This is a genomic window from Paenibacillus sp. MAH-35, from assembly GCF_058135425.1.
Genome location: NZ_JBYUPU010000024.1, coordinates 43,524 through 65,759 on the forward strand (window position 1 = coordinate 43,524; position 22,236 = coordinate 65,759).

The 22,236-nt window shown below is 44.4% G+C and carries 7 protein-coding genes and 1 pseudogene; 6 read left to right on the top strand and 2 right to left on the bottom strand.

Annotated elements, in window-relative coordinates; translation table 11 throughout:
- Positions 1-104: 104 nt before the first annotated feature.
- From AC3Y2E_RS22420 to AC3Y2E_RS22445, 6 genes and pseudogenes are all read left to right on the top strand, one after another.
- Positions 105-6,971 (top strand): hypothetical protein, encoded by a 6,867-nt coding sequence (locus AC3Y2E_RS22420; protein ID WP_379214300.1) that lies wholly within the window; start codon positions 105-107, stop codon positions 6,969-6,971.
- A gap of 3 nt (positions 6,972-6,974) precedes the next feature.
- Complete coding sequence (locus AC3Y2E_RS22425) at positions 6,975-12,701, top strand: hypothetical protein (protein WP_379214302.1); 5,727 nt, start codon at positions 6,975-6,977, stop codon at positions 12,699-12,701.
- Complete coding sequence (locus AC3Y2E_RS22430; RefSeq protein WP_332075794.1) at positions 12,698-14,317, top strand: S-layer homology domain-containing protein; 1,620 nt, start codon at positions 12,698-12,700, stop codon at positions 14,315-14,317. Before AC3Y2E_RS22425 ends, AC3Y2E_RS22430 begins: the two co-directional genes overlap by 4 nt.
- 556 nt (positions 14,318-14,873) lie before the next feature.
- Positions 14,874-16,700: pseudogene (locus AC3Y2E_RS22435) on the top strand (DEAD/DEAH box helicase); the annotation flags it as partial.
- A gap of 16 nt (positions 16,701-16,716) precedes the next feature.
- Complete coding sequence (locus tag AC3Y2E_RS22440; protein ID WP_379214305.1) at positions 16,717-17,007, top strand: hypothetical protein; 291 nt, start codon at positions 16,717-16,719, stop codon at positions 17,005-17,007.
- A gap of 175 nt (positions 17,008-17,182) precedes the next feature.
- Positions 17,183-18,268, top strand: coding sequence for an ankyrin repeat domain-containing protein (locus AC3Y2E_RS22445; RefSeq protein ID WP_379214307.1), 1,086 nt, complete (start codon positions 17,183-17,185; stop codon positions 18,266-18,268).
- Positions 18,269-18,708: 440 nt separating this feature from the next.
- Here AC3Y2E_RS22445 and AC3Y2E_RS22450 read toward each other — a convergent pair whose 3' ends face one another.
- Together AC3Y2E_RS22450 and AC3Y2E_RS22455 are read right to left on the bottom strand one after the other, a co-directional pair.
- Complete coding sequence (locus tag AC3Y2E_RS22450) at positions 18,709-20,349, bottom strand: S-layer homology domain-containing protein (protein ID WP_379214309.1); 1,641 nt, start codon at positions 20,347-20,349, stop codon at positions 18,709-18,711.
- Positions 20,350-20,514: 165 nt separating this feature from the next.
- Positions 20,515-22,101 carry an S-layer homology domain-containing protein gene (locus AC3Y2E_RS22455; RefSeq protein ID WP_379214311.1) on the bottom strand — a complete coding sequence of 529 codons (1,587 nt, stop codon included), beginning with the start codon at positions 22,099-22,101 and terminating at the stop codon, positions 20,515-20,517.
- Between the last annotated feature and the right edge of the window lie 135 nt (positions 22,102-22,236).

Sequence of the window (22,236 nt, forward strand, 5' to 3'; positions counted from 1 at the left end):
GGTTGTCAATGGTTCATATCTGCCAATGAACTTACTGCCGATGCAGCAGGCGGCAGCGGCCGAATCAGCGGATTTGAAAATGTTATTATACGAGGAGGTATTTTATGAAGAAGATTTTAAGTTTGATACTAGTACTTTCGGTTCTAATATCAGTAGTACCTGTTTATGCGAATGTGTCAACAACCTATATCTATAAGATTGGTGTGAAAACAGGAGGAAACGGAACAGATGATAATCTTGTTATGGGCGTAAGTACCTATGAAACAGGAGAAAGCTCTGACCATGCATTTAATATTGACGGACCTGGCGACGACTTTGAGCCGGGTTCTTATGCAGAATATACCTTTGGAGTGCAAAATACTCCGCCATGGAGAATGAACGAATTCGTTTTTTGGCTTGTCGGCAGTGATGATTGGTACGGTGAATATGTGGATTTGTATCTTCCTTATCTGGAGGGGAATACAAATCCAACAAAGGTGAAGACCATTCGAATAGACTCATGGACAAAAGATCGTGGCAGACTTTATCGTGACATTTCAGACGTAACCAAAAGAAAATTCACAGATCTAGGTTACGTTGATACGCTTGGGGGAGAGTTCTATCTCGATGCTAATTCGTCAGGCACTGAAAGTGTAAACTGGGACAAAAAGGTCAGAGATCAATATGGTCACTATGACATTATGCAATATGAGGATGCTCCTGTTTTCAGTTATACACTTTCGGACGACTCTGTAGGCCGTGATTGGTTAACATTTCAAGAGCCAACAAAAACACAAAATTTCAAATTGGATATAGACCGAAAAAAGCTTCACGATGCAATGGTTGCACAGGACAAAGCAGAGATTTCGCTAACCTATAGGGTGGCACTTCTTGCCCAGTCTACCCATGCTGAAAGCCTTGGAGGGACTTTTGCGCACACAATTTCAGGAAATCCCGGAGTTAAAACCTATTTAACAACAAAGATAGGGGGACAGGATTACTATTATAAAGATGTAACTTATACGTTTTATCGTAGCATATATAACCTTGGAAAACCAAATATCAGTCAAACCACTAGCTTTTTCCATGGTGCTGACAATCTCTATCTAAATCGAAAATTTACAGATGTTAATATCACAATTGAAGCGGATTCCATTCATAAGAAAACCATGACGCAGGAAGAAAAAACGGAGCTCATAACAAACCTCCAAGCAACACCTGTGTTATATCTTGGAAACAATACGGCAACACCGCTTGCTAACCTTACCATGACAAAACTGAAAGGCAATGATGGAAAACCAAACGGCACACTTCAGTTTACTGGAAAAGTGCCGCTGGATGTTAGCGCAGTGGAAAGCGAGGGCATAAGGCTTCAGCTTAACAACGTGTCTACGCATTTAACGAAGAATGGTCGAGCTCAGGCCTATCATTTGGAGAATCCAACACCAGAATCAAAGACATCACAAAGTTTTTATTTTTCAACTCACAAGGTTGACACCAAAACACCAACCATAAGAGTTACCGACCAAAATGGAAATGACCTTGTGGGAGCAAATTCAATTCAAAACAACATCAAAAAGAAGCATGAATTTTATATGGTTTCAAGCGAAACACTCTATCCAGACGGAAATGTCGCCCACACCAGTTTGAATCAAAACTTTTTTAATTATGAGCTGTACAAGAAAAGCGGTGATTCCTATGAACCGGTAATGACAAGAATAACAAACTTTGACGGTACAGGAAACGCAACAAGTGTTACCGCACCCATTAACACGCAAGTTTTAAATGGAGTTAGCATCAAACTAAGTCCAATCGTTCCAACAGAAGGCGAATTCAAGCTTCGGCTTTATGGATGGGATAAAGCTAACAATCCACTAGGCGGAGACGCCGGATATGCAGAAATTGAAAATATCAAATTTGATAATCAGGCTCCACGAGTGACCATTCAAGAAACGGTACATCCGCAAGATGGGCAGTTTCGTAAAAGAAATGACTATAGGTTTGAAATGAACGACCTTCAACAAAGCACCACTAACGGCTGGTCAAGGACCTATTATACCTTTATTAACGGAACTGCGACGCCGCCTGACACTCCAATCGATCAAATTCAACCTGTATCAGGAGAAATTGCTTCAACTCAAGGTGTGTGGGCATTTGTAGACTCAGAAGGCGATAGCGCAACGGCTATGATATCCATTCCAAAAGGTGAAAACTTTGATGGAACTCTCTATTATTTCTCAGTAGACTCACTTGGAAATGATTCAAGAAACGAGCAAGTGTCAAGATATTATACAAGACCTGTGAAGATTTACAATGGAAATATTGTCGACACACTGATTACGGATGATGCGAGTCTTCCAAAACCACGTTTTAACATCAGTTTCGACACAAGCGATCCAAACATTGAAACGAGTTATAGATGGATTGCTCATCCCAGCAATACCTGGACGCCCACCTTTACACAAATCTTTAGAACATATAGTGGACAAGATGTTGGTGTTGCTGAAAAACAAAATGATGCTACAGGAAGAACAATTTGGGCGGACGGAAAATATATACTTGAATATCGTGTTACAGATAAACAGTCTGGCAACACTGCCGAATTTTCACGAGAATACACCTATGATTATTTTTACCCGGAGATTAGCTATACCGTCGGAAGTCAGCATGATCATTTTAAATCATCACATCAGTTTAACGTGAAAGTGACAGATCGCAGCGGAATTGCAAGTGCATATTACTATTTATCTAAACCAGATTTTGATAGTAAAATTGCAGATACGCCAGACTATCCGCTGACACTGACGCCAAACAGTGAAAACATAGTAGAGGTTGATCAAACCTTGACAATGGCAGGACTTCCATCAGGTGCGTACAGCATTGTAGTTGTTGCAACAGACCCGCATGGAAGAGTAAGCAAAAAGGTTTCCCCATACTTTGGCATGCGGTCAGGACCTGCGAAAATTGATACATTAGAACATAAGCAGCCAAAGACCTTAAACGGAATGGGGACAACAACGGATGGAAAATATAATGTCTACGCTGTTTTGAGTGAACCCCATAAAGCATGGACTTATGACAGCACATGGAAATATCAAAAACCGGTATATTATGCAACAACTGACGGCATGCCAACAGATAACGGCGTTTTAGTGCCTACGTTTAACGCGGGTAACAACTTTGGCGGTTATTATTATTTTACACTCGACACACCTGTTCCGCTTCAAGAGGGTGTCAACAAAATCGATTTTAGATTCGGGCTCATCAATTATCCTGCTGACGATAGACCTGAATTTATAACTGACACAAGATCTGTCACCATTCTTTATGATAGCCAAGCACCAACCTTTGAACTGCCGGACTATAGCACTATTCAGCCAACAAACGCATCAGTGACAGCAAGAATAGCAGCAAATGATGTTGGCACGGGAATTAGCAAACTGATAGTTTCACCACAAGATGCAAGCAAAATCACGGTTTCACCCTATGCAAACGGTGGATTCACCGTAACGATTAACGAAAACATTACAACAAACCTGACACTATCTGACGAGCTTGGAAACAGTGTTTTAGTTCCTATTTCAGTTTCAAACATTGACAAAACAGCTCCATCTGCCCTTGCGTCAAGTGAAATCGTGGCGAAAGGAGCAAGACAAGATGGCGTTGTCACCGTGGATGTTTCAGACAAGAATGACACAACGGTTTCATTCGCACTTATAAAAGATCCAACACAAAACCATATTCTAACAGAAGCTGACTATGCGTTGTTTCATTCAAGTCCATCCGTGAACATGCAAAGTAGTCCGGTAATCGTTAATGGCGAAGGAAACAAACAGACAACCTATACCATTGACTTGAAAGGGCTTAGTGGAAGCTATGCAATTGGGATCAAAGCCGTCGACAAAGCAGGAAATGTGACTGAAAAAGTTTTCTATGACTCAACAGTAAGCCTGGTTGACGCGCAAGCATCCATTGTAAGTGTTAGCGCAAACCCTGCAACAACAAAAACCACCTCAACGGTTACCGTTACATTTAATGTTTATGTAACCGTAATGCCTAACGCACCTGCCCAGGGCGATGCTGTGGGGGCTATGGCAAGTTCGAACCTTCTTCATACAGGACTTTTAACAACATCCGCTAACTACGTGATGGACTATGATGTTGTTATTCAAAACAATAATAAAATCAGCCTCTATGTTCAGGACGAGGTCGGAAGGGATCATGTTCTAGAATTCACACCTGATGTCGAGTTTGTTACAGGATTTGATATTACAGGTTATGTAGAGAAAAATGGTCAAACCATCCAAAATGGAGGGTTTATATCCTATAACCAAGGCGATAAGCTTTATTATGTTGTCGTTCCCAATCCAAAGTATTCTGGACAATATTTCTTTGTCGAAAATGCAGTGTTGTCTGGATTAGAACTAAATACAGAGCTAAGTGTTATTGACCCTTCATTTACAGTTAGTTCTGTTACCTATCAACCAAGTACAGTTAATTCTGCTACCTATCAAACAGCTTATTCCAAGCTTGTTTTTGAAGCGCTAAGAGATGGCAAAACAACAAAATCAGCTTATTTCAAGGCATACACTACCGAAGGAATTGAAGCCGATCGGATGGAAGCTGAGTATGTTGCAATCTCGGTAGTTGACGAAACTGTACCTGTTGCCAATGTAGCCTATTCGATCACGGAGCCAACAAACCAAAATGTTAACGCAACACTTTCTATATCTGACCCGGAAAGCGGAATTTTAAAGCTTGAACGTTCGTATGACGGCATCAACTTTAGCCCAATTGACTCCATTGTATCGCACACCGAAACATTCGAGCAAAATGCAACGGTATATTTCAAAGTGACAAACAAAGCAGGAATGGAAACAATCGTTCCAGCCACAGTCTCAAACATTGATAAAACGCCAATCGAGCAAGACAAACACTACACGGTTGAATACGCCTACGAAAACTATCTTGGAGATTGGGTTCCAATCCAAGAAGGAAAAGCCTATAGAAGGGTTATGGCAACGCTCAAGTTTATCGGCGGCGAAAAAACTCTTTCTATGACAAACAACAACGCAGCACTATCAAGGACTCTAACTCAAGATGTTCATACATTCACATTTGAGTTTAGGGATCATGCAGGAAACACAGGTTCTCATACGGTTAGCTATAACCAGTTTGACAACACAATTGGTCAAACATCCTATGTGTTATCAAACACCTCCAAGACAAACCAAAATATCTTTGCAACGATTACTTTATCTGATGATTCGGGTGAAATAGCATTTGCGGAGGTTAAGAAGGGCGATGTGGTTTATCCATTCAAAGGTGAGCCACTTGAAAATGAATATGTGGTTGAGCTTGACAGCTCGGGAATTTATTATGTTACAGCCTATGACAACGCTGGGAACAAGTGGACTTCTCCAATCACAGTTTCAAACATTAACAAAGTAGCGCCAACTGCAACCGCAAGGACATACAGCACACTTCCAACCACAATTACTACACACAGTGTGAATGTTGAGTTGACACAGTTTAGCAAAGATATCAAAACAATTACAGTCACCGGTGTAGAACCTGCCGGAAGCCTAACTGCCAACGATATCGTACATATCCCTGGCACAAAAGCTGTTCGCTTTAGAAAAAATGGTACGGTTACCATGTCCTTTGTTGACGATTATGGCAACGAAGGATATGAGGTTATTACAATTTCAAATATTGTTTCCACGCCGCCGCAAGTCAGCGCAACTGCAACATTAGCAGAAGATAAACTAAGCGTTAATGTAACCTTTGACCAAATGCGTGACCGTGATGGCGTTCCGCTGGACATGCTTAGAAAGCTTACAGATCTCACCGTTTCTTATCGTGGATATGAATATGCACTTTTGTCTGAGGTGAAAAATGAAAACGGTGATGTTGTATCCTATAAAGATACAGTGATCAACGTTAAGACGAACGGGGAGCATGTCTTTCTAGTTAGAGACCAAACGGGCTTAACACAAAAAATTCTTTTAACGGTTGAAGGAATTGAAGTTGGAGGACCAAAGGTTAAAGAAGTTCGTTGGACCTATCAATATCTCGAACAAAACCAAGCCGGTGAGTGGGTGGAAAAGAATCATCAAAACAAGATTATTGTTGGTGTTGACACATCTGGAAAAGAAGCTGGATATGTTGTGGGAATCGACAAAAACCCAACAACGAACCAGAATGTGCAAGTCACTTTAATCACTGACAAAGATGCGAAGTTCGTGGGCGGAAACGACTCTTGGGAACAAGCTAAATCAATGAACTATAGAGAAAATGGACTTTATAATTTTAACCTTCAAGGAAGAACAGGGGATTATACCTCCTATGGCGTCAACGTTGGTGTAATCGACAAAACACCTCCTGTGCTAAAACTGAAAAATGGCGAGGAGCTCATCTTCATCGAAGGAATGACGCCTGCAAAGGATGCTTCAATTGCATATGACAAGTCGAAGCTTCTAGACATAGAAGCATGGGATGTGGTTGCAGGTCAAAATGTTGATCTAACAAACCGGGTCACCATAAACTATGGAGCTGGCGGGCGAGTGTTTAACCCTGACAACATCTCGGCAAATGAGTTTGTTCGCTCGAATCCTTACTATATCGACTATACAGTAAGAGATGATGCAGGAAATCAAACAACCATTCGTCGGACCGTTCGCCTTGTAGGACTTTATGACACAATAGCCCTCGTTAACGGAGTTATGCCAGACAGCACAAACGTTGCAACCGTTCTTGGAAACAAAGTTGAAATTTCACTGAAAAACTTTTCCGGAATCTCCTATGCACGTTATGAAAAAGGTATTTTAACACAAGGTCAGATGAAAACAAAAGGAACGGTCCTTCGGGGGAAAAACGGAATATATACAATGGATAATGTTTCTGACGGTTGGTATACCGTATATATCCAAACGGATAAACGTGACTATTTCAACATTGCTGTATATGTTTCAAATCAAGGAGGGAAATAGGCATTGACGATTTATAGGAGATTAAAACGCAGCATAGCTGCAACTCTTGTTCTAACCATGCTATTCACTGTTGCCAGTTTCCCAGGTCGTGCAGAGGCTAGCAGTGCGAATTATTCAATTGCAAACGAGTTTATGAAATACGCTATCAATTCAAAAACGGGTGGTTTTTCAATCGAAACCATTGATGGTCATCCACAAAAAGCTTTCGACAACAATCTTCCGCTGCTTTATAGGGAAGATGCGGCAAGGAGCAATGGAACCTCATTCACAACCGTTCGTATCGACGGGAAAGATTATATTTTCGGTCAGGAATATGGCTGGTTTGGAATCGATACAAAGCTTCATGAACCTGTTGTTTCAGAGCAAAACAGGCTTCTAACCATTGCTTGGGACATCAAGGGCTATACCATCACACAAAAGGTGTCCATTTCGATTGACCCTAATAACTCGAGGGCTGGAAACATTGGTATTTCATATGATGTGAAAAATAACAATGCCAGAGCCGGAACCGTTGGTATTCGTCTTCTTCTAGACAACGCGCTTGGTTCAGAAATTGATTCACCTCATGTTTTGGTTGACCCAGCACAACCGACAATCGTTGAAACCGAATATAGCGGTGACAACCTTCCGCAGCAAATTAGATATGTGGATTCTCTTACAGCTTCGGACAAAATGGCTTATGCCCTTTTGTCCGGCTGGAGCGGCAACAAAGACGTAAACGTTGATAAAGTTATTGTTGGTCACTGGGTTAATCTTGCAAACACAAGATATGATTATACACCAAACCCTAGCGTTGACTTTACCAACTATTCAAACAAATATTTAGTTCCCGACACGGCAACGGCTTATTATTGGAACGAAAAATCAATTGAGCCAGGTCAAGTCCGAATTTCTGAAATGCTCTATGGGATCGGTAATTTCTCTAGTCAAACCCAACAGAAGAATATTTCAATAGGTATCCAAACAGATAACGTTGTACTGACAAAAGACAAAAAAGCATATGAAAACAATGGTGTTTTTAAAGCAACAGTAACCATTGACAACAGTGTCTCGGGAGCAAGAGAGCTCATAGAACCCATAGTGAAGCTTAACCTCGATGAGGGACTTGTTTTTGCAGCAACGAACACCCGAGAATACACGGTGAAGATTTCGGGCGGTCTTAACATTGGAACTGTGTTTGATATTCCAAATATTGAGATTATTGCAGCGAATCAGTCTATGATCACATCAAAACGTTTAGTTGCTTCGTTAAACGCAACCGAAATTATTGATTCTAAGACACATAAACTGGTTGACTATAGTGCAAATACAAACATTTTGATTCCTGCAGTTGAAGGAAAGCTTCCAGAAGTTTCAATGAAGCATGTTTTCCCAGCGGCCGTTTATTATGAAGGCGACAAAAATATCACAGTTTCTGGTGATATGGAAGTATTGGAAAATGCCATTTCGGGAATCGATGGATGGAGTCTTTATCTTGTTTCATCATCCAGTGGTGAGACTGTTCTGATCGATAAAAGAAAAATAAGTTTTGTAGAAAACGGTAAGACGCTTGCGTTTTCAACGAACCAAAATTTGACGGTTGGAAAATACGACATTGAATTTAGATTTACAAATCAACAGCTAATCGACGCCTTTGGTTCAAAAATTAAAGCAGCAGCTACACTAGATGTGACAAATAATCCAAAGGATAAAAGTGCAAGTTATGGTATTGTTTCGCTAGTTCGATTTACAAACGCTGCAAACAACAGACAGTTGTATGACTACATTAGTTTTGCAAACGAAGATGCCATGAAGACATTTATGGAAGGCGACGTTAGAAGAGATGGTATTCTTCACAAAGGTATACAATTTGAAGAAGATAAAACGGAAATTCTTTTGACACTTCGTGGGAAAATTAGGCTTATGGATACAGGTACAGAAAAATATTACTCTGCTAGCAGAGCCGATGGCGATATTACGCTCAACAACATCTTGACTTATGACAGTAACGCGTCCCTCAAGATGACAGTTGACAACGATGGTGCAAAGCTAGAAGGTGATGGCACCATCAAAGTAATCAACTCCATCAATATTTGGCATAATAAATGGTATTTTGAAGCCGAAAATGGCATCAAATACAGTCTGGACCGAGAGGCTGTTGCCGAGAAAGAAGCTCAAGCACTTGAGCTTCAGCTTGGAGATGCTGGTTATATGCTGCAAAATATTGCAGGTTTTTTAATCAATATTAAGTATGGTGTCATGACCCGAGATGATGATGATTTCGGAATTAGCTTTGGCGGAAGGATTTCACTACCTTTGAAAGCTGCTGACAAATCGAAGGGTGAGAAAGAGAAAGAGAAAGAGGAAGAGAAAGAGAATGGCTCACTAACTGCAGATGTTAAAGATGTTCTCTATGGAAGTAAAGACGGCGATATTGGTTTTATTGGCGTTAACACAACACTATCTGTCGAGCTGCCCGAAGATATATTAGGCCCATTAGTAGGAAACGAAATCGGTGCTAAGGCCGAAATAACCATTAACACCATTGATGATATTTATACCATTGATGCTGGTGTTTCAATAGCAATACTGGAAGTAGAAGGGTCATTGGCACTGAAAAAGGTTCCTATTAACGAAGTTCCAAAAATGATGCTTGACAAAATCACATTCTTTTTAGCTGTAGATCCTTCAGATCCTTTAGGTAGTACAATGATAGTACCAGTGGTTGCACCGTATGTATTTATCACAGGACTTGGCGGAGGAATTTCAAATCTTGCAGACACCATTGCTGGAGAACCAGCAGGCGAACTTCCACCACTAACCATCCATCTTCAAACTAGGCTTTTAATTAATGCAATTATTGTAGGTGACTTTAAGCTGGACGCCAAACTATCCGGTCTTGCAATTGAAGGTGCTGGCCGGTTAAATGGAGACGATGATGGAAGAATTTTTAATATTCAAGCGGGAATGAATGTTCAATGGATATCGCCTTTTCAGTTAAATGCCTATGGCAACATTAGCATTCACGCTGGAATCATTCGTGGTGGTATCACGATAAAAATTACTGAAGATTATTTTTATGGTTATGTGTACGCAGGACTGTTCATTCCAGACTCAATCCCATTTGTGGGGGGCAAGGAAATTGGAGGAGTTGAGGCAGCTGTTTCATCTGACTTTGTTGGTGCAAACTTTAAAGTCATTGGACTTAAGCTTGGGTTTATCTATTATTGGAACGGTGATCTAAGCTTTGGCGGATCAATCGACCTATCTTCAAGAGGAAAGGCCGTCCACTATGTCCAATCGGAAGCGCTAGACCAAAAAGGCAACCTTGTGCCAACCACCATGTTATATGGAACGAATATGAGAAGACTAACTACAAAGGCAATGGCTAAAACTCGAGCCGGTAATGGCGTTACAAAAGAGGTTAGCCCTGCAACGAAAGATGCACTTCTCTTTGAAATTCCACTTCGTGGATTTGTCAAACCTTCTGCATCAGAAATCATGGTCACTAATCCAGATGGCAACAAATTGACAATGGTTGAAGACGATAACAAAGGCAACGGAAACTATCTTGTTCAATCTTTAGATGGCAAAAATTATTTGTACATTTCTATCACGGACCCATCTCTTATTGTTGCTGGCAACTGGTCCATTTCCGTTGCAACACCTGATGTTTATATCGACAACTTTGAAGTAAACAGTGTGGAAAGTATGCCAGAGCTTACAGGTATTAGTGCTTCTCAGAGCGAAAATTCAAGCCGTGATATTAACGTTTCTTGGACAACGGATAAGCAAAGCAAATATTCAGGTGCACTTCATGTCTATGTCACAAAAGACCCATCCATTATGCAAACCCTTGAATTAACTAACATTCCAGACACTTCTTCATTAATTAGTATTGGCAATCTGGAGTTAGACAAAATTACATCAGGTTCTCATGTATTCACACTTCCGGAGTCCTTCCCTGAAGGGAAATATCATGTGGTTGCCATGCTTATTAACCATCAAGGCGGAATGAATAAGAAAATCACTTCTTCCACATTCACCTTCACAAATCCACTGCTTCCCCAGAAACCAGAATCTGTGACTGCGGTCTACAGTGGTGACGGCTATGTGAAAGTTGATATTACTGGAAGTGACCAAACGGCAACACACTATTTCGTGGCGATCCATGACGAAGATGGTGTTGAGGTTGAGAGTTCCTTTGGTCAATATAAAGTTGGCAGTGACATCATTCTAAAACCATTCGAAGACAAAACGAACCGACCTCTATTACAGGAAGGCAAGACTTATTTTGTTAAAGCGCAGGCTGTTAGAATTGTGGAGTCTCCTCTTAAACATGCGGAATATTATAGTTCAACCGAATTTGCATCATCGCAAAGCTTTGTTATGCCTTCAATGAATAAACCTAAGCTTGTAAGCGTTGAAACAAACATGGACAGATCAAAAGAACGATATTATTTAAGAACTGACAAACTAGAGGCAACTTACACGTTTGACAGACCTGTTCAAATGACATTGAACCTTAACACTGAGGATAAAAACACGCCTCAGGAATTTAAGACGGTGTGGTCATTTGAAGAAACAGTTGAAGACGGTCAGCATTTGCTTGACTTTATAGCGATTGGTGAAAATCGTGACACCATCCAAGGCAGTAGGTCATCCGGTGCAATTGGGTTTATTGTTGACACAAAAGCACCTACGTTACTCCTTGGCGAAGAAGTTCAAACAAGCCTTGATAAGGAAAACGTTGATACCACCGTTAGCAATCAAGTTGTTTTTGTTGGCGCCAATTCAAGCTATAGCTTCCATGGTCTAACAGAAACATCCGCATCACTGACTTTAGACGGTAGTTCAGAAGGAATTGTTAAAAATCCGGACGGAACATTCATTGTAAATCGCAAGACCTCAAGCCAAGACCCAGACCAAACCCTGATTCTTAAAGCGGTTGATGAAGCTGGAAACGAAACGGTTGTTCAAGTTTATCTTGTGAATCGTGCTTTGTCAGAGTTTGAAAGCATTAAACTAATCTCTGATCTTGAAAGCTCCGATGATCAACCTGATTCTATCGAGCTTGGCATAGGCGGGAAAACTGTGCTTTCTGTTAATGCTCTTCGCAAATTTGGCGACACCGTTTTAAAAGCAGAAGACGTTGTGTGGCACGTTCTATACAATCAGAATATCATCAGCCTTTCACAAGATGGGACCATTGAAGCATTAGCTCCCGGCGAAACGGCAATCAAAGTTAGCTATAGACTTTCTGCTTTTGAAGGTCTACATGGGGAAACGGTCTATAAAGAACTGTCAGACGTTATCAAAATTCATGTAAAAGACCTTGGTTATCGTTATGAAATTCGTCAGACACAAGGGTTCTCGTTGTACACCCTATACACTGAAATGAACATGGGCAAGGCAACGGTTGTGGTTGAAGGAAACAAACAAACTCTTTTATATGACAACCTTAAGAAAGCCTATATGGGTTCTTCAAGGGAACTTGTCACAGGCGAGCAATTAACAGCCAACCTTGTTTTTGAACCAACGGTGAAATCTCCTATTCTTCTTCGTGGAGACACCGATGGTAATGGCGCTATTGATCAAAGTGACATTTCGGCAACAATGGATGCTATTTTAAACAATGTCTACAACGGATTTAGTTCTTCAGAATACTGGTTGAGATCTGATAAAAACGGTGACGGCATTGTTGACATGGTAGATGCGCAACTCACGCTGATGGAGGCGCTTGGAAGATGACGAAATATTTCAAAAGTATTTTTTGCATGATACTTCTAGCGGTTGTTTTACCATCCTATGCCTACAGCGCAAACGATGCCGCAGACCTTAGTTATCGTGTAAACATCGCAGTAACGGACAGCTCTGGTTCCTCAAAATCAAAATTTGAAGTTGGAGAGGAAATCTTTGTTAAACTAAGTCTTTCATATACTGGCGCCGGAAGGGCGCCGGTATATGGCTTTCAAGGAAAGCTGCATTTTGATTCTTATGTTCTGAAAAACACCAGTGTGAATATGGAAAAGGACATTTCAATGAAATATTCCGATGGTGTCATCAACTATATCTATCTTGATATGACCGCCGACGGAAAAGCTGATTCCATGCTTCAAAATATGGGAACTGCTGTTTTCCAAGCCAGAAACAACGGAACTTTCAGCTTTTCTATAGGCAGCTTCATTGTAACGAACAAAGATGCGACTCAGCGGTATATGGAACCGTTTGAAGATGTGCAAATCATTGTTGGCTCTGGAATAAGGGAAGCCTCAAAGTCTTCACTATATGAAGACATTGTTGCTGCCAAATCTTATCTTGCTTCAGTCATTATTGCGGATAATCCCAAAACCATATATAGCCCGGATTTTTGGTATACAACCATAGCCGCTCAAAATTTGAGGAATGTTATTGCCGAGGCTGAGGCTGTTTTGGATAAAGAAAATGCTCTGGCTTCGGAAATCTCAGAAGCAATCGAGAAGCTCAGCATTGGCTTTTCAAACTTTGTGAACTCAAAAATTATCGGACCGAAACGTTGGGTTGCCCCGATCGGTGGCACAATTGGATTTAACAATTCTGTTAGAGCTGATCTTACCTATTCTGTTAGAGCTTCTGTTGAAGGCGGAAATGGCAAAATTGCCGATGGCTTTGAAGTTCAAACCATTCGTGCAACAACCTCTGCAACCATCAGAATGATTCCCGATGAAGGGTTTGAAACCGAATATATTATTGTCAACGGTGAAAAGTTTATAGGCCGTGACATTTTCACCATTCCAGAGGTTAGCCGTGACACCACTGTTGTTGTTACATTTGTGAGAAAAACTCCTTTTACAGATATAGCACATGACGATTGGTTCTATTTTTCTGTAAGGTATGCCTATAACAAGGGGCTTTTCACGGGGACTTCTGAAACAGAGTTTTCACCCTTTGGGACAATGAGCCGTGCAATGCTTGCCACTGTATTATATCGTATGGAAAATCAACCAAATGTTGAATTTGCAGATATATTCTCTGACGTTCAAAGCGATCTTTGGTATTCAGATCCAATTATTTGGGCAAACCAAAGCAAAATTGTTAACGGATATGGTGAGGGTATATTTGCTCCCAACGACGCAATCACTCGTGAGCAAATTGCAGTTATGCTCTACAGATACGCCAAGTTTAAAGGCTTTGACCTTCCTACTGAAATTTCAAGCCTTAGCTTCAAAGATGCAAATGAAATTTCAGACTTTGCCAAAGAGTCAATTACTTGGGCTGTGTCAAAGGGCATTATGAAGGGCAACTCTGATTTGACTCTAAATCCTTCTGGTCTTGCAACCAGAGCAGAGGTTGCCACTATGCTCCAAAGGTTTAATGAGTTGGAATAATTCGGTTGACTGACTAATCAAGGATGGTGGCTATTTGCCCACATACTCTACCCACACATCTTACACACACAGATTTATTCGACTAATTTCTGTAGATAATCGGACAAAAACGCTACAAAAAGACTCGAAATACACATGAAAACGCTTTTGTCTCATGGGCGGCATGATGTAAGACAGGCTGCGAAGCCTGTAGCATCAAGGGTTTCTCTACGGAGGAACGCCGTTAAACCACATACTAATGATAAAAGGCTTCTCCCGGGTTCGATTTTTGAACTTGGGGAGAAGCCTTTTGTGCTTGAACCGTGAAGGGCAGGGAATCCAAGGTAGGGCTGTTTTAACCTAAAACCTGTCTCTAATCCATAGACAAATTGTGAGTCTTACGGCCCGCTATCTTAGATTGTATACACAGAAATAGGAAGAGGTAGGCCCTTAATGGTTCATTCAACTAATTGCGTACCCTATGATTTTCTTGCTAGACTATAAGAAAAAACCAAGAGGCGGCACATTACTTGACCAAGCTTGTCCGCGGGCCGCTTCAAGCCTTCCTACAAGAAGTGGCGACCAAACGATAACGGAGGAGCAATTCCGGCAGTTGGCATCGCAAAACAAACGGCTGGTACGGCTGGAGGATCGCTGGGTTCAGCTTGACCCGCTGCTGCTGAAGCAGATTCGTCTGACGATGAAGCGAATCGGCCGGCAAGGGCTTTCGTTTCGCGATGTGCTGGAGATGCATTTGTTGGATACGGGTGAGCCGAGTTTCGGAGCGGATCATCTGGAAGATGCGGGGGCAGGAGCGGGAGAGTTATCCCCGGAGGCGGAGTCATCCGCGCTGTTTCGCTTCGAGGTGGAGCTGAACGGACATCTGTCCGCGATGGTCGCAAACTTGAGCGGAAGCGGGGGTTTGCCTTCATGGGAGAGCCCCGCCGGATTTACCGGTGCGCTTCGCGGCTACCAGCTCGAGGGAAGCTCGTGGCTGTACTTTTTGCGCCGCTTCGGACTGGGCGGATGTTTGGCCGACGATATGGGGCTCGGGAAGACGATTCAATGGATCGCCTATTTGATGAAAGTCATCGAGAAGGACAAACCTGGAATGCCGGCTTTGCTCATCTGCCCGACATCCGTACTCGGCAATTGGCAAAAGGAGCTGGAGCGATTCGCCTCGACGGTTAACGTATATGTCCATTATGGGACGGGGCGGGTGAAAGGAGAAGCGTTTTCCGAACATGTAGCCGGTTATGATCTGGTGATTACGTCCTACACGCTGGCTCATATGGACGAGGTCGAACTTTCGGGCGTTTCCTGGAGCACCCTTTGCCTTGACGAAGCGCAAAATATTAAAAACGTATACACCAAGCAAGCCTCGGCCATTCGTAAACTCCATGCCGGACACCGGATAGCTCTGACGGGCACTCCTATCGAGAATCGCCTGACCGAGCTGTGGTCCATATTCGATTTTGTGAACCCGGGGTATTTAGGGAGCTTGCCTTCGTTCACGCGCCGGTATGTGACTCCGATCGAGAAAACGAACGATTCCCGCCTGATCGGGCAAGTGCAGAAGCTGGTAAGGCCTTTTCTGCTCCGCAGACTTAAGAGCGACCCTGCGATCCAGCTTGATTTGCCGGAGAAAAACGAGTCCAAAGCTTATGTGCATCTGACCGCCGAACAAGCGGCTTTATATGAACATGTAGTCAGGGAGCTGTTCGAGAAAATTGACGATTTGTCCGCCATGGAGCGCCGTGGGCTGATCCTGGCGTCGCTGACGCGTCTCAAGCAGCTGTGTAATCATCCGGCAATGCTGCTCAAGGGGAAGTCGGGAGATTATGAACCGGAGCGTTCCAATAAACTAACGCGTTTGCTGGAAATGGTGGAGGAGCTGCGGGAGGAGGGAGACCGCTGCCTCGTCTTTACGCAGTTTGTCGAAACGGGGCATATGCTGAAGGAACTGCTAGAACGGCAACTGGGTGAGCAGGTAGCTTTCCTGCACGGCGGCGTAACCAAAGCGGGGCGGGACAAGATGATCGCAAACTTCCAATCGGCTGGTCCGGATACGGCGGGAAGGCATGTGTTTATTCTCTCCCTGAAGGCCGGAGGAACTGGACTTAATTTGACGGGGGCGAACCATGTTTTCCATTTCGACCGCTGGTGGAACCCGGCTGTGGAGAACCAGGCGACGGACCGGGCGTTTCGGATCGGGCAAACCCGCAACGTTCAGGTACACAAGTTTGTGACCCTCGGTACGATTGAGGAACGGATCGACGATATGATCGAGCGGAAGCAATCGCTTAATGAGCAGATCGTAGGAGGCGAGAGCTGGATTACCGAGATGTCGACGGGTGAGCTCCAGCAGTTGTTCCACCTGCGCAAGGAATGGATCGATAAGTAAACAGGGGGTGGCAGCGATGTCCAAGCGCAAAAGGGAGAAGATGAAGGAGAAAGCGGCGAGGCATGCCAAATCGGCTCGTCCGTCGGGGAATGGCGAAGCGCCGTCCCCGTCTTCATCCGCGGCAAGTACAAATACAAAGAGAACGGGTAAAGAGGCGATCGTAAAAACGAAGAATAAAGCAACTCCCAAATCCGAGAGCAAAAGCAGTGTTTCTTCCCGGCAGATCGATCTGAAGGCCGAGCATTTCAAGGGGATGTCTCCCGCTTGGAGAAGGCTGTACGAGGAGATCGCCAAGACTGCTCGATAATGAGAGGGTGGGCCGGGGGCGCCTTAGCTCGGTCCGATCGGCTGGGGATAGTTCTTTTGAGGGTATCTTCGCTTCGGCAGGATCATCCATCCGATATATTATAGGAAGGTAGATCGCTTTCGTGGACGGGCATCCCGCGTATTTTACTAGAACATACGAGATAGGTGATTTAGACATGATTCAGCTTAAAGATATCGGCAAATTTGAGACTCTGCCCGAGCTTGCGATGCATATTCATTCCGGTAATGTCTCCGCCCTTACCGGGGCGCTCGAGAGCGGTTGGGATATTGAACAAGGCATCGTTCTAACGAAATACACGACTTTAAGTCCTTTAGAGCTTGCACTGATCTCGGAGCAGTTCGAAGTGGTGAAGCTGCTGGTGCAGCACGGGGTACATTTGAATGTGAAAAACAATCCGTCCTTTTTAATCGCGGTACGGTATTGCAGGGAAGACATAGTCCGGTGTGTGGTCGCCCACGGAGCCAAGATGGATGCTCTGAATCAGGTGAAATCCGGCGCATATGATCAAGCTTACTACGGGAACAAAAAGAATCTTCCCCTCATCTATGAGCTCGGTTTGGATATTAAGAAGCATGGCGGGAGGACGCTGAGAAAGGCGGTCTCCAATCGGGATTATAAGACCATAGCCTTTTTCTTGGAGAGAGGTACGGATATTAATTTCAATGAACCCGATATGGTGTATCCCTACAAAGCTACTCCATTAACGGTCGCGGCCCGAAATGGCGATTTATCGATGGTAAAGTATCTCGTCGAACACGGGGCCGATGTTACGATAGCGGAAAAGGGGGGAGAGCGGGCGTATACGATTGCAGTAAGCAACAACCATCCAGAAATGGCGGAATACTTAAAATCTCTGGAGCCACCGGAATTTCATAATTTACACAATAAGCTGTATGCCCTGGAGAGCTATAAGCTGCCAAAGGATCTCATAGCCTTTCTCACAGGGGACGAGCTTCGGATTTCATTACCGGACAACGATGTACAGGTAAACTATGTTCAGTTTTTCTCACTCACCGATACGGTTGAGATGAAGGCCGGACGCCAGAAGCTGCTGGTCTTGTCCTCCGAGATGGACAACTACTCCCATATCCGGCTGGTGTGGAATCCGAAGAAAAAATGTATCGGCTATTATGACGAAGAGCACCAGGAGTATGCAGATGTGTGCAGCTTCGCAGAGTTCGTGGCCCAGCCTGAAGTCTACATAGTGAAGATATTTGAGGGAGAATTGGCTTCAGATTGATCGATTGGTTCTGTAAGAAGGCTGAGAAAACATTGCGTTGACCCGGATCACTGTCGTTGTTCGGGTCTTTGGGTTGTTTGTTGTATGGAGCGTTGCTGAAGGCATGTACTCGATGATGGAATTTTGGTAATTTGCGGTTTGTGATGGGGGCCTGGTCAAAAGATTGCTGATGATCCAGGCTTACACTTCTACTCTCCCTTTTGAAAGTTTCAGAGATACTCAATTTTGGAATCTTATATCGTTTCTCTTCGCTGCTCGCGGGAATATTTGTGGCTCCTCACGTAGCGACTGTCTCGAGCCGCAATCCGGCAACCCCGAACCCGTACCCGTACCCGAACCCACCCCCCAAAAACATATCCCATCCCAAAAACAAAACCTCAAAATCAAAAACCACCGCACACCCCGATAGGGCGGCGATGGTTTCGGTCGGTTTCCCGATATCAATCAATAAAGTCCAGCTTGCTTAAAACTCGTTTAAGCATCGTTACCGTTTGAGCGCGTGTTGCCGAACGGTACGTTTCAAGCTCCGTGTCGGACATACCGACCATAAGGCCTGCGGACAACGCTTTGGCAACCTCTGTATCCGCCCAAACGATCCATTCGGTGTCGTTCCATTCGGCTAACAGTTTGGATTGCTTAGAGGCGTCCATAGCGATCTCTCCGCCGGCATACTGATAAGCCCGGACGATAATCGCCGCCAGCTCTTCCCGTGTGATCGAATCGTCAGGACGGAACGTATCGTCCTCGTACCCGTTGATGATACCGGCTTTCGCTGCAGCTGCAATGATGCCGGAGTACCAGTCACTCGTCTTGACGTCGCTAAAATAGGTCACGCCATTAATCTCAACAAGACCAAAAGCACGCACTGCCAGTGCAACAAACTCAGCCCGGGTCAAGTTGCGGTTCGGCTCAAACGTTGAGTCGGTAGCGTCTTCGACGATCAATTTGCTGGCGAGCAGCTCGATATCCGATTTGGCCCAGTGGCCGCTTACATCGTTAAACGTCTTGTTAAGCTCGATTACGGTATAAATGCTGTTCCCCGTGCGCCAGAATGTTGCTTCCGAGTCTGTGATCGATCCCGGCACGAAGCTAAGCTTCCGGGTATCCGGGTTGTACAGGACGATCACAGCCGATTGGGAAGGTTTTTGCAGCAGCGGGATTTTCCGCTTCACGTATTGATCGAATACATGAACCGGCTTCTTGTTGCCGTCTTTCCCTTCAACCGCGAACTGAACATCGAACGCATTGGATAGCGCCTTTGCGCCAAGTTTTTCAATAGCATCGGCTACAGATTCGGCTGCATCTCCGGACAGCAGCTTCATTCCGACATGAATATTCACATCAGCTACATCCGACTGAACCGCGTCCGCGAGTTGTTTCAAATCGATAGCACCCAGAGGCAATATGTAAGAGCCTTCTTTAGAAACAATATTCAAAACCGAACCGTGCTGGGCGCCGACAAGAGCCGATGCCGGAATAGAAGCCGTTTCCCCTTTGACGCGGATTGTGACTTCCTTGTACTTGGCAAGTGCGGCTTTCAGTTTATCTGCGTCGACTTTACCGTCGTCGGATGCATCGATTACGTCGGTCACGTCACCCGGTTGTTCCGAGCCGCCGCCTTCGTTACCGTTGTTTCCGCCATTTTCGGAACCGCCTCCGGTACCGCCGCCATTACCCGAACCAGGATCGGGATCCGAATCCGGATCGCTATCGTCGGATTCGCGGTGCACAAGACCTGTAACCTCGCCGCCGTAGGAGAAATAAACAGCGTCGTATACGGACGATATAACCATATTATCCACTCTGTAAGTAGACGTTTGATTCTCGTATACAGTCAGGGTTACCGAAATGTCCCTAATATGAGTTCCATCTCTGCCGTATACCCCCAGAGTGATCGGGGAGTGATTATAGACCGCATCTCCAATCGTCCCATCAAACTTGATTTGACCGGACAAATTCCCGTCGTAGGCGAAGGAGCCGCCAAATTTCATCGAGGCCGATGCGAGGACAGGGAGCAGCATCGATACAATCATTAGAGCTGCAAGTAGCTGCGACGTTTTTTTCCACATTTTCTTCTTCATTAGTAGGTTCCCGCTCCTTCTTTTATTGTAGCTCATCTCGTCTTTCCACCTCCTTCCATAAGGGCATCAACTACACTTAACCAATGGCAGGGGATTTGAAACATGAGAATAGAAAAAAATTAAAAACCATGCTTCCCCATGAGGAAGCATGGCCGGACACATCCATTACTCGATAAAATTAACTTCCGATAAGAACCGTTTCAGCATAGCGGCTGTTTGTGCACGTGTCGCTTGCCCGTATGTCTCCAGAGTCGTATCGGTCATCCCGTTCATCAAACCGGATGCGATGGCTTGTGCAACTTCTTTGTGACCCCAGACGATCCGATCGCTGTCAGACCATTTGGACAAGATTTGGGCTTGAGTGGAAGCGTCCACCGTAGTCTTGCCGCCCGCATACTTGTATGCTCTTACTACAATCGCAGCAAGCTCTTCGCGAGTAATCTGGGCGTTCGGACGGAACGTACTGTCTTCGTAACCGTCTACGAGACCGGCTTTAGCGGCGGCGCCGACAACGCCGGCATACCAGTCGCTTCCATTCACATCGTTAAAGTACGTTGCGCCTGATACGGTGCTCAGTCCTAGCGATCTAACGATCAGTGCGGCAAATTCGGCACGGGTAATATTGCGATCCGGCTCAAAAGTCGTATCCGTTACACCGTCGATAATCAGTTTGCCGGCCAGCAGATCAATGTACGATTTCCCCCAGTGCGAGGTCACGTCCGTGAACGATTTGGAAAGTTCCAGTGCTGTGTACACGCTGTTGCCGTTGCGCCAGAACTCGGCTTCCGTGTCGGAAAGCTGGCCTGGAACGAAGCTAAGCGTCTTGGAGCTTGTGTTATACAGCGCAACCGTACCTGTAGCGGAAGGTTTCTCCGAAAGTGGCAGCTTGCGTTTGATGTACCGGTCGAACGAGTCGATTGCCGCTTTTTTACCGTCCTTGCCTTCGATCGAGATCGAGAAATCGACAGCGTCGGCCAACTGCTTACCGCCTAGTGCGGAGATAGCATCGGATACTGCTTTGGCTTCGTCGCCGGTCAGTTTCTTAATGCCGATGTTCAGCTTCAGATCGGCTGTGCTGGAATCAATTTGCTTCGCTAACACTTCAAAATCGAAAGCATCAAGCGGCAAAATATAGGCGCCATGATCCGTAACGATATTCAGGATCGAACCCTCTTTTGCATTCAATAAAGCCGACACCGGAATGGATACCGAATCCCCATTCACTTTGATCGTAACTTCCGTGAACTTGTCGAGAGCGTTTTTCAAATCATTCGCGTTTACCGTTCCATTGGAAGCCTCGATTACGCTTCCGTTAGTCGGTGGAATAAATCCGCCGCCACCACCGCAATATGTACATCCAGGCGGAGTAGTCGTTTGCTGACGGTATACATTTTCGGTTACGCTGTTGTCGTATTTGAAGTAGATGGCGTCATACACACTGTTGATCACCGTATTGCCGGGAATACTGTAATAAGAAGTGCCATCTTCGTAGGTTGCCTTCGAAACTTGTAGCGTCCGAATAAAATCTCCGTTTTTGCTGTAAACGCCGACAGTTACCGTATTTTGCCCATAAACGTCATCCCCGACAGTGTCTCCGTCGTTGTTGAAATAGACATTCCCGCTCACAGTCCCATTGGAACTAAAAGTACCTGAAAAATAAATGCCTGCGGAAGCAAGGGCTGGAACGAGCATGGACAAGATCAGTAAAGTGGCCAGCAAGCCGGAGGTCTTCTTTGTGATCGTTTTGTTCAACAATCGTCTCCCGCTCCTTTTCTTTATATGGTTATCGTTTGGGAGGAAATAGAGTCTCCTCATAAGGTTTCGTTCACCTCCTTTCTGGGAAGACGTCCATAATTATTACCCTACCTATAAAGGTTCGAAACAATT

Coding starts and splice junctions, on each gene's coding strand:
- AC3Y2E_RS22420 (WP_379214300.1), top strand. CDS start 105: ATGAAGAAGATTTTAAGTTTGATACTAGTACTTTCGGTTCTAATATCA.
- AC3Y2E_RS22430 (WP_332075794.1), top strand. CDS start 12,698: ATGACGAAATATTTCAAAAGTATTTTTTGCATGATACTTCTAGCGGTT.
- AC3Y2E_RS22440 (WP_379214305.1), top strand. CDS start 16,717: ATGTCCAAGCGCAAAAGGGAGAAGATGAAGGAGAAAGCGGCGAGGCAT.
- AC3Y2E_RS22445 (WP_379214307.1), top strand. CDS start 17,183: ATGATTCAGCTTAAAGATATCGGCAAATTTGAGACTCTGCCCGAGCTT.
- AC3Y2E_RS22450 (WP_379214309.1), bottom strand. CDS start 20,349: ATGAAGAAGAAAATGTGGAAAAAAACGTCGCAGCTACTTGCAGCTCTA.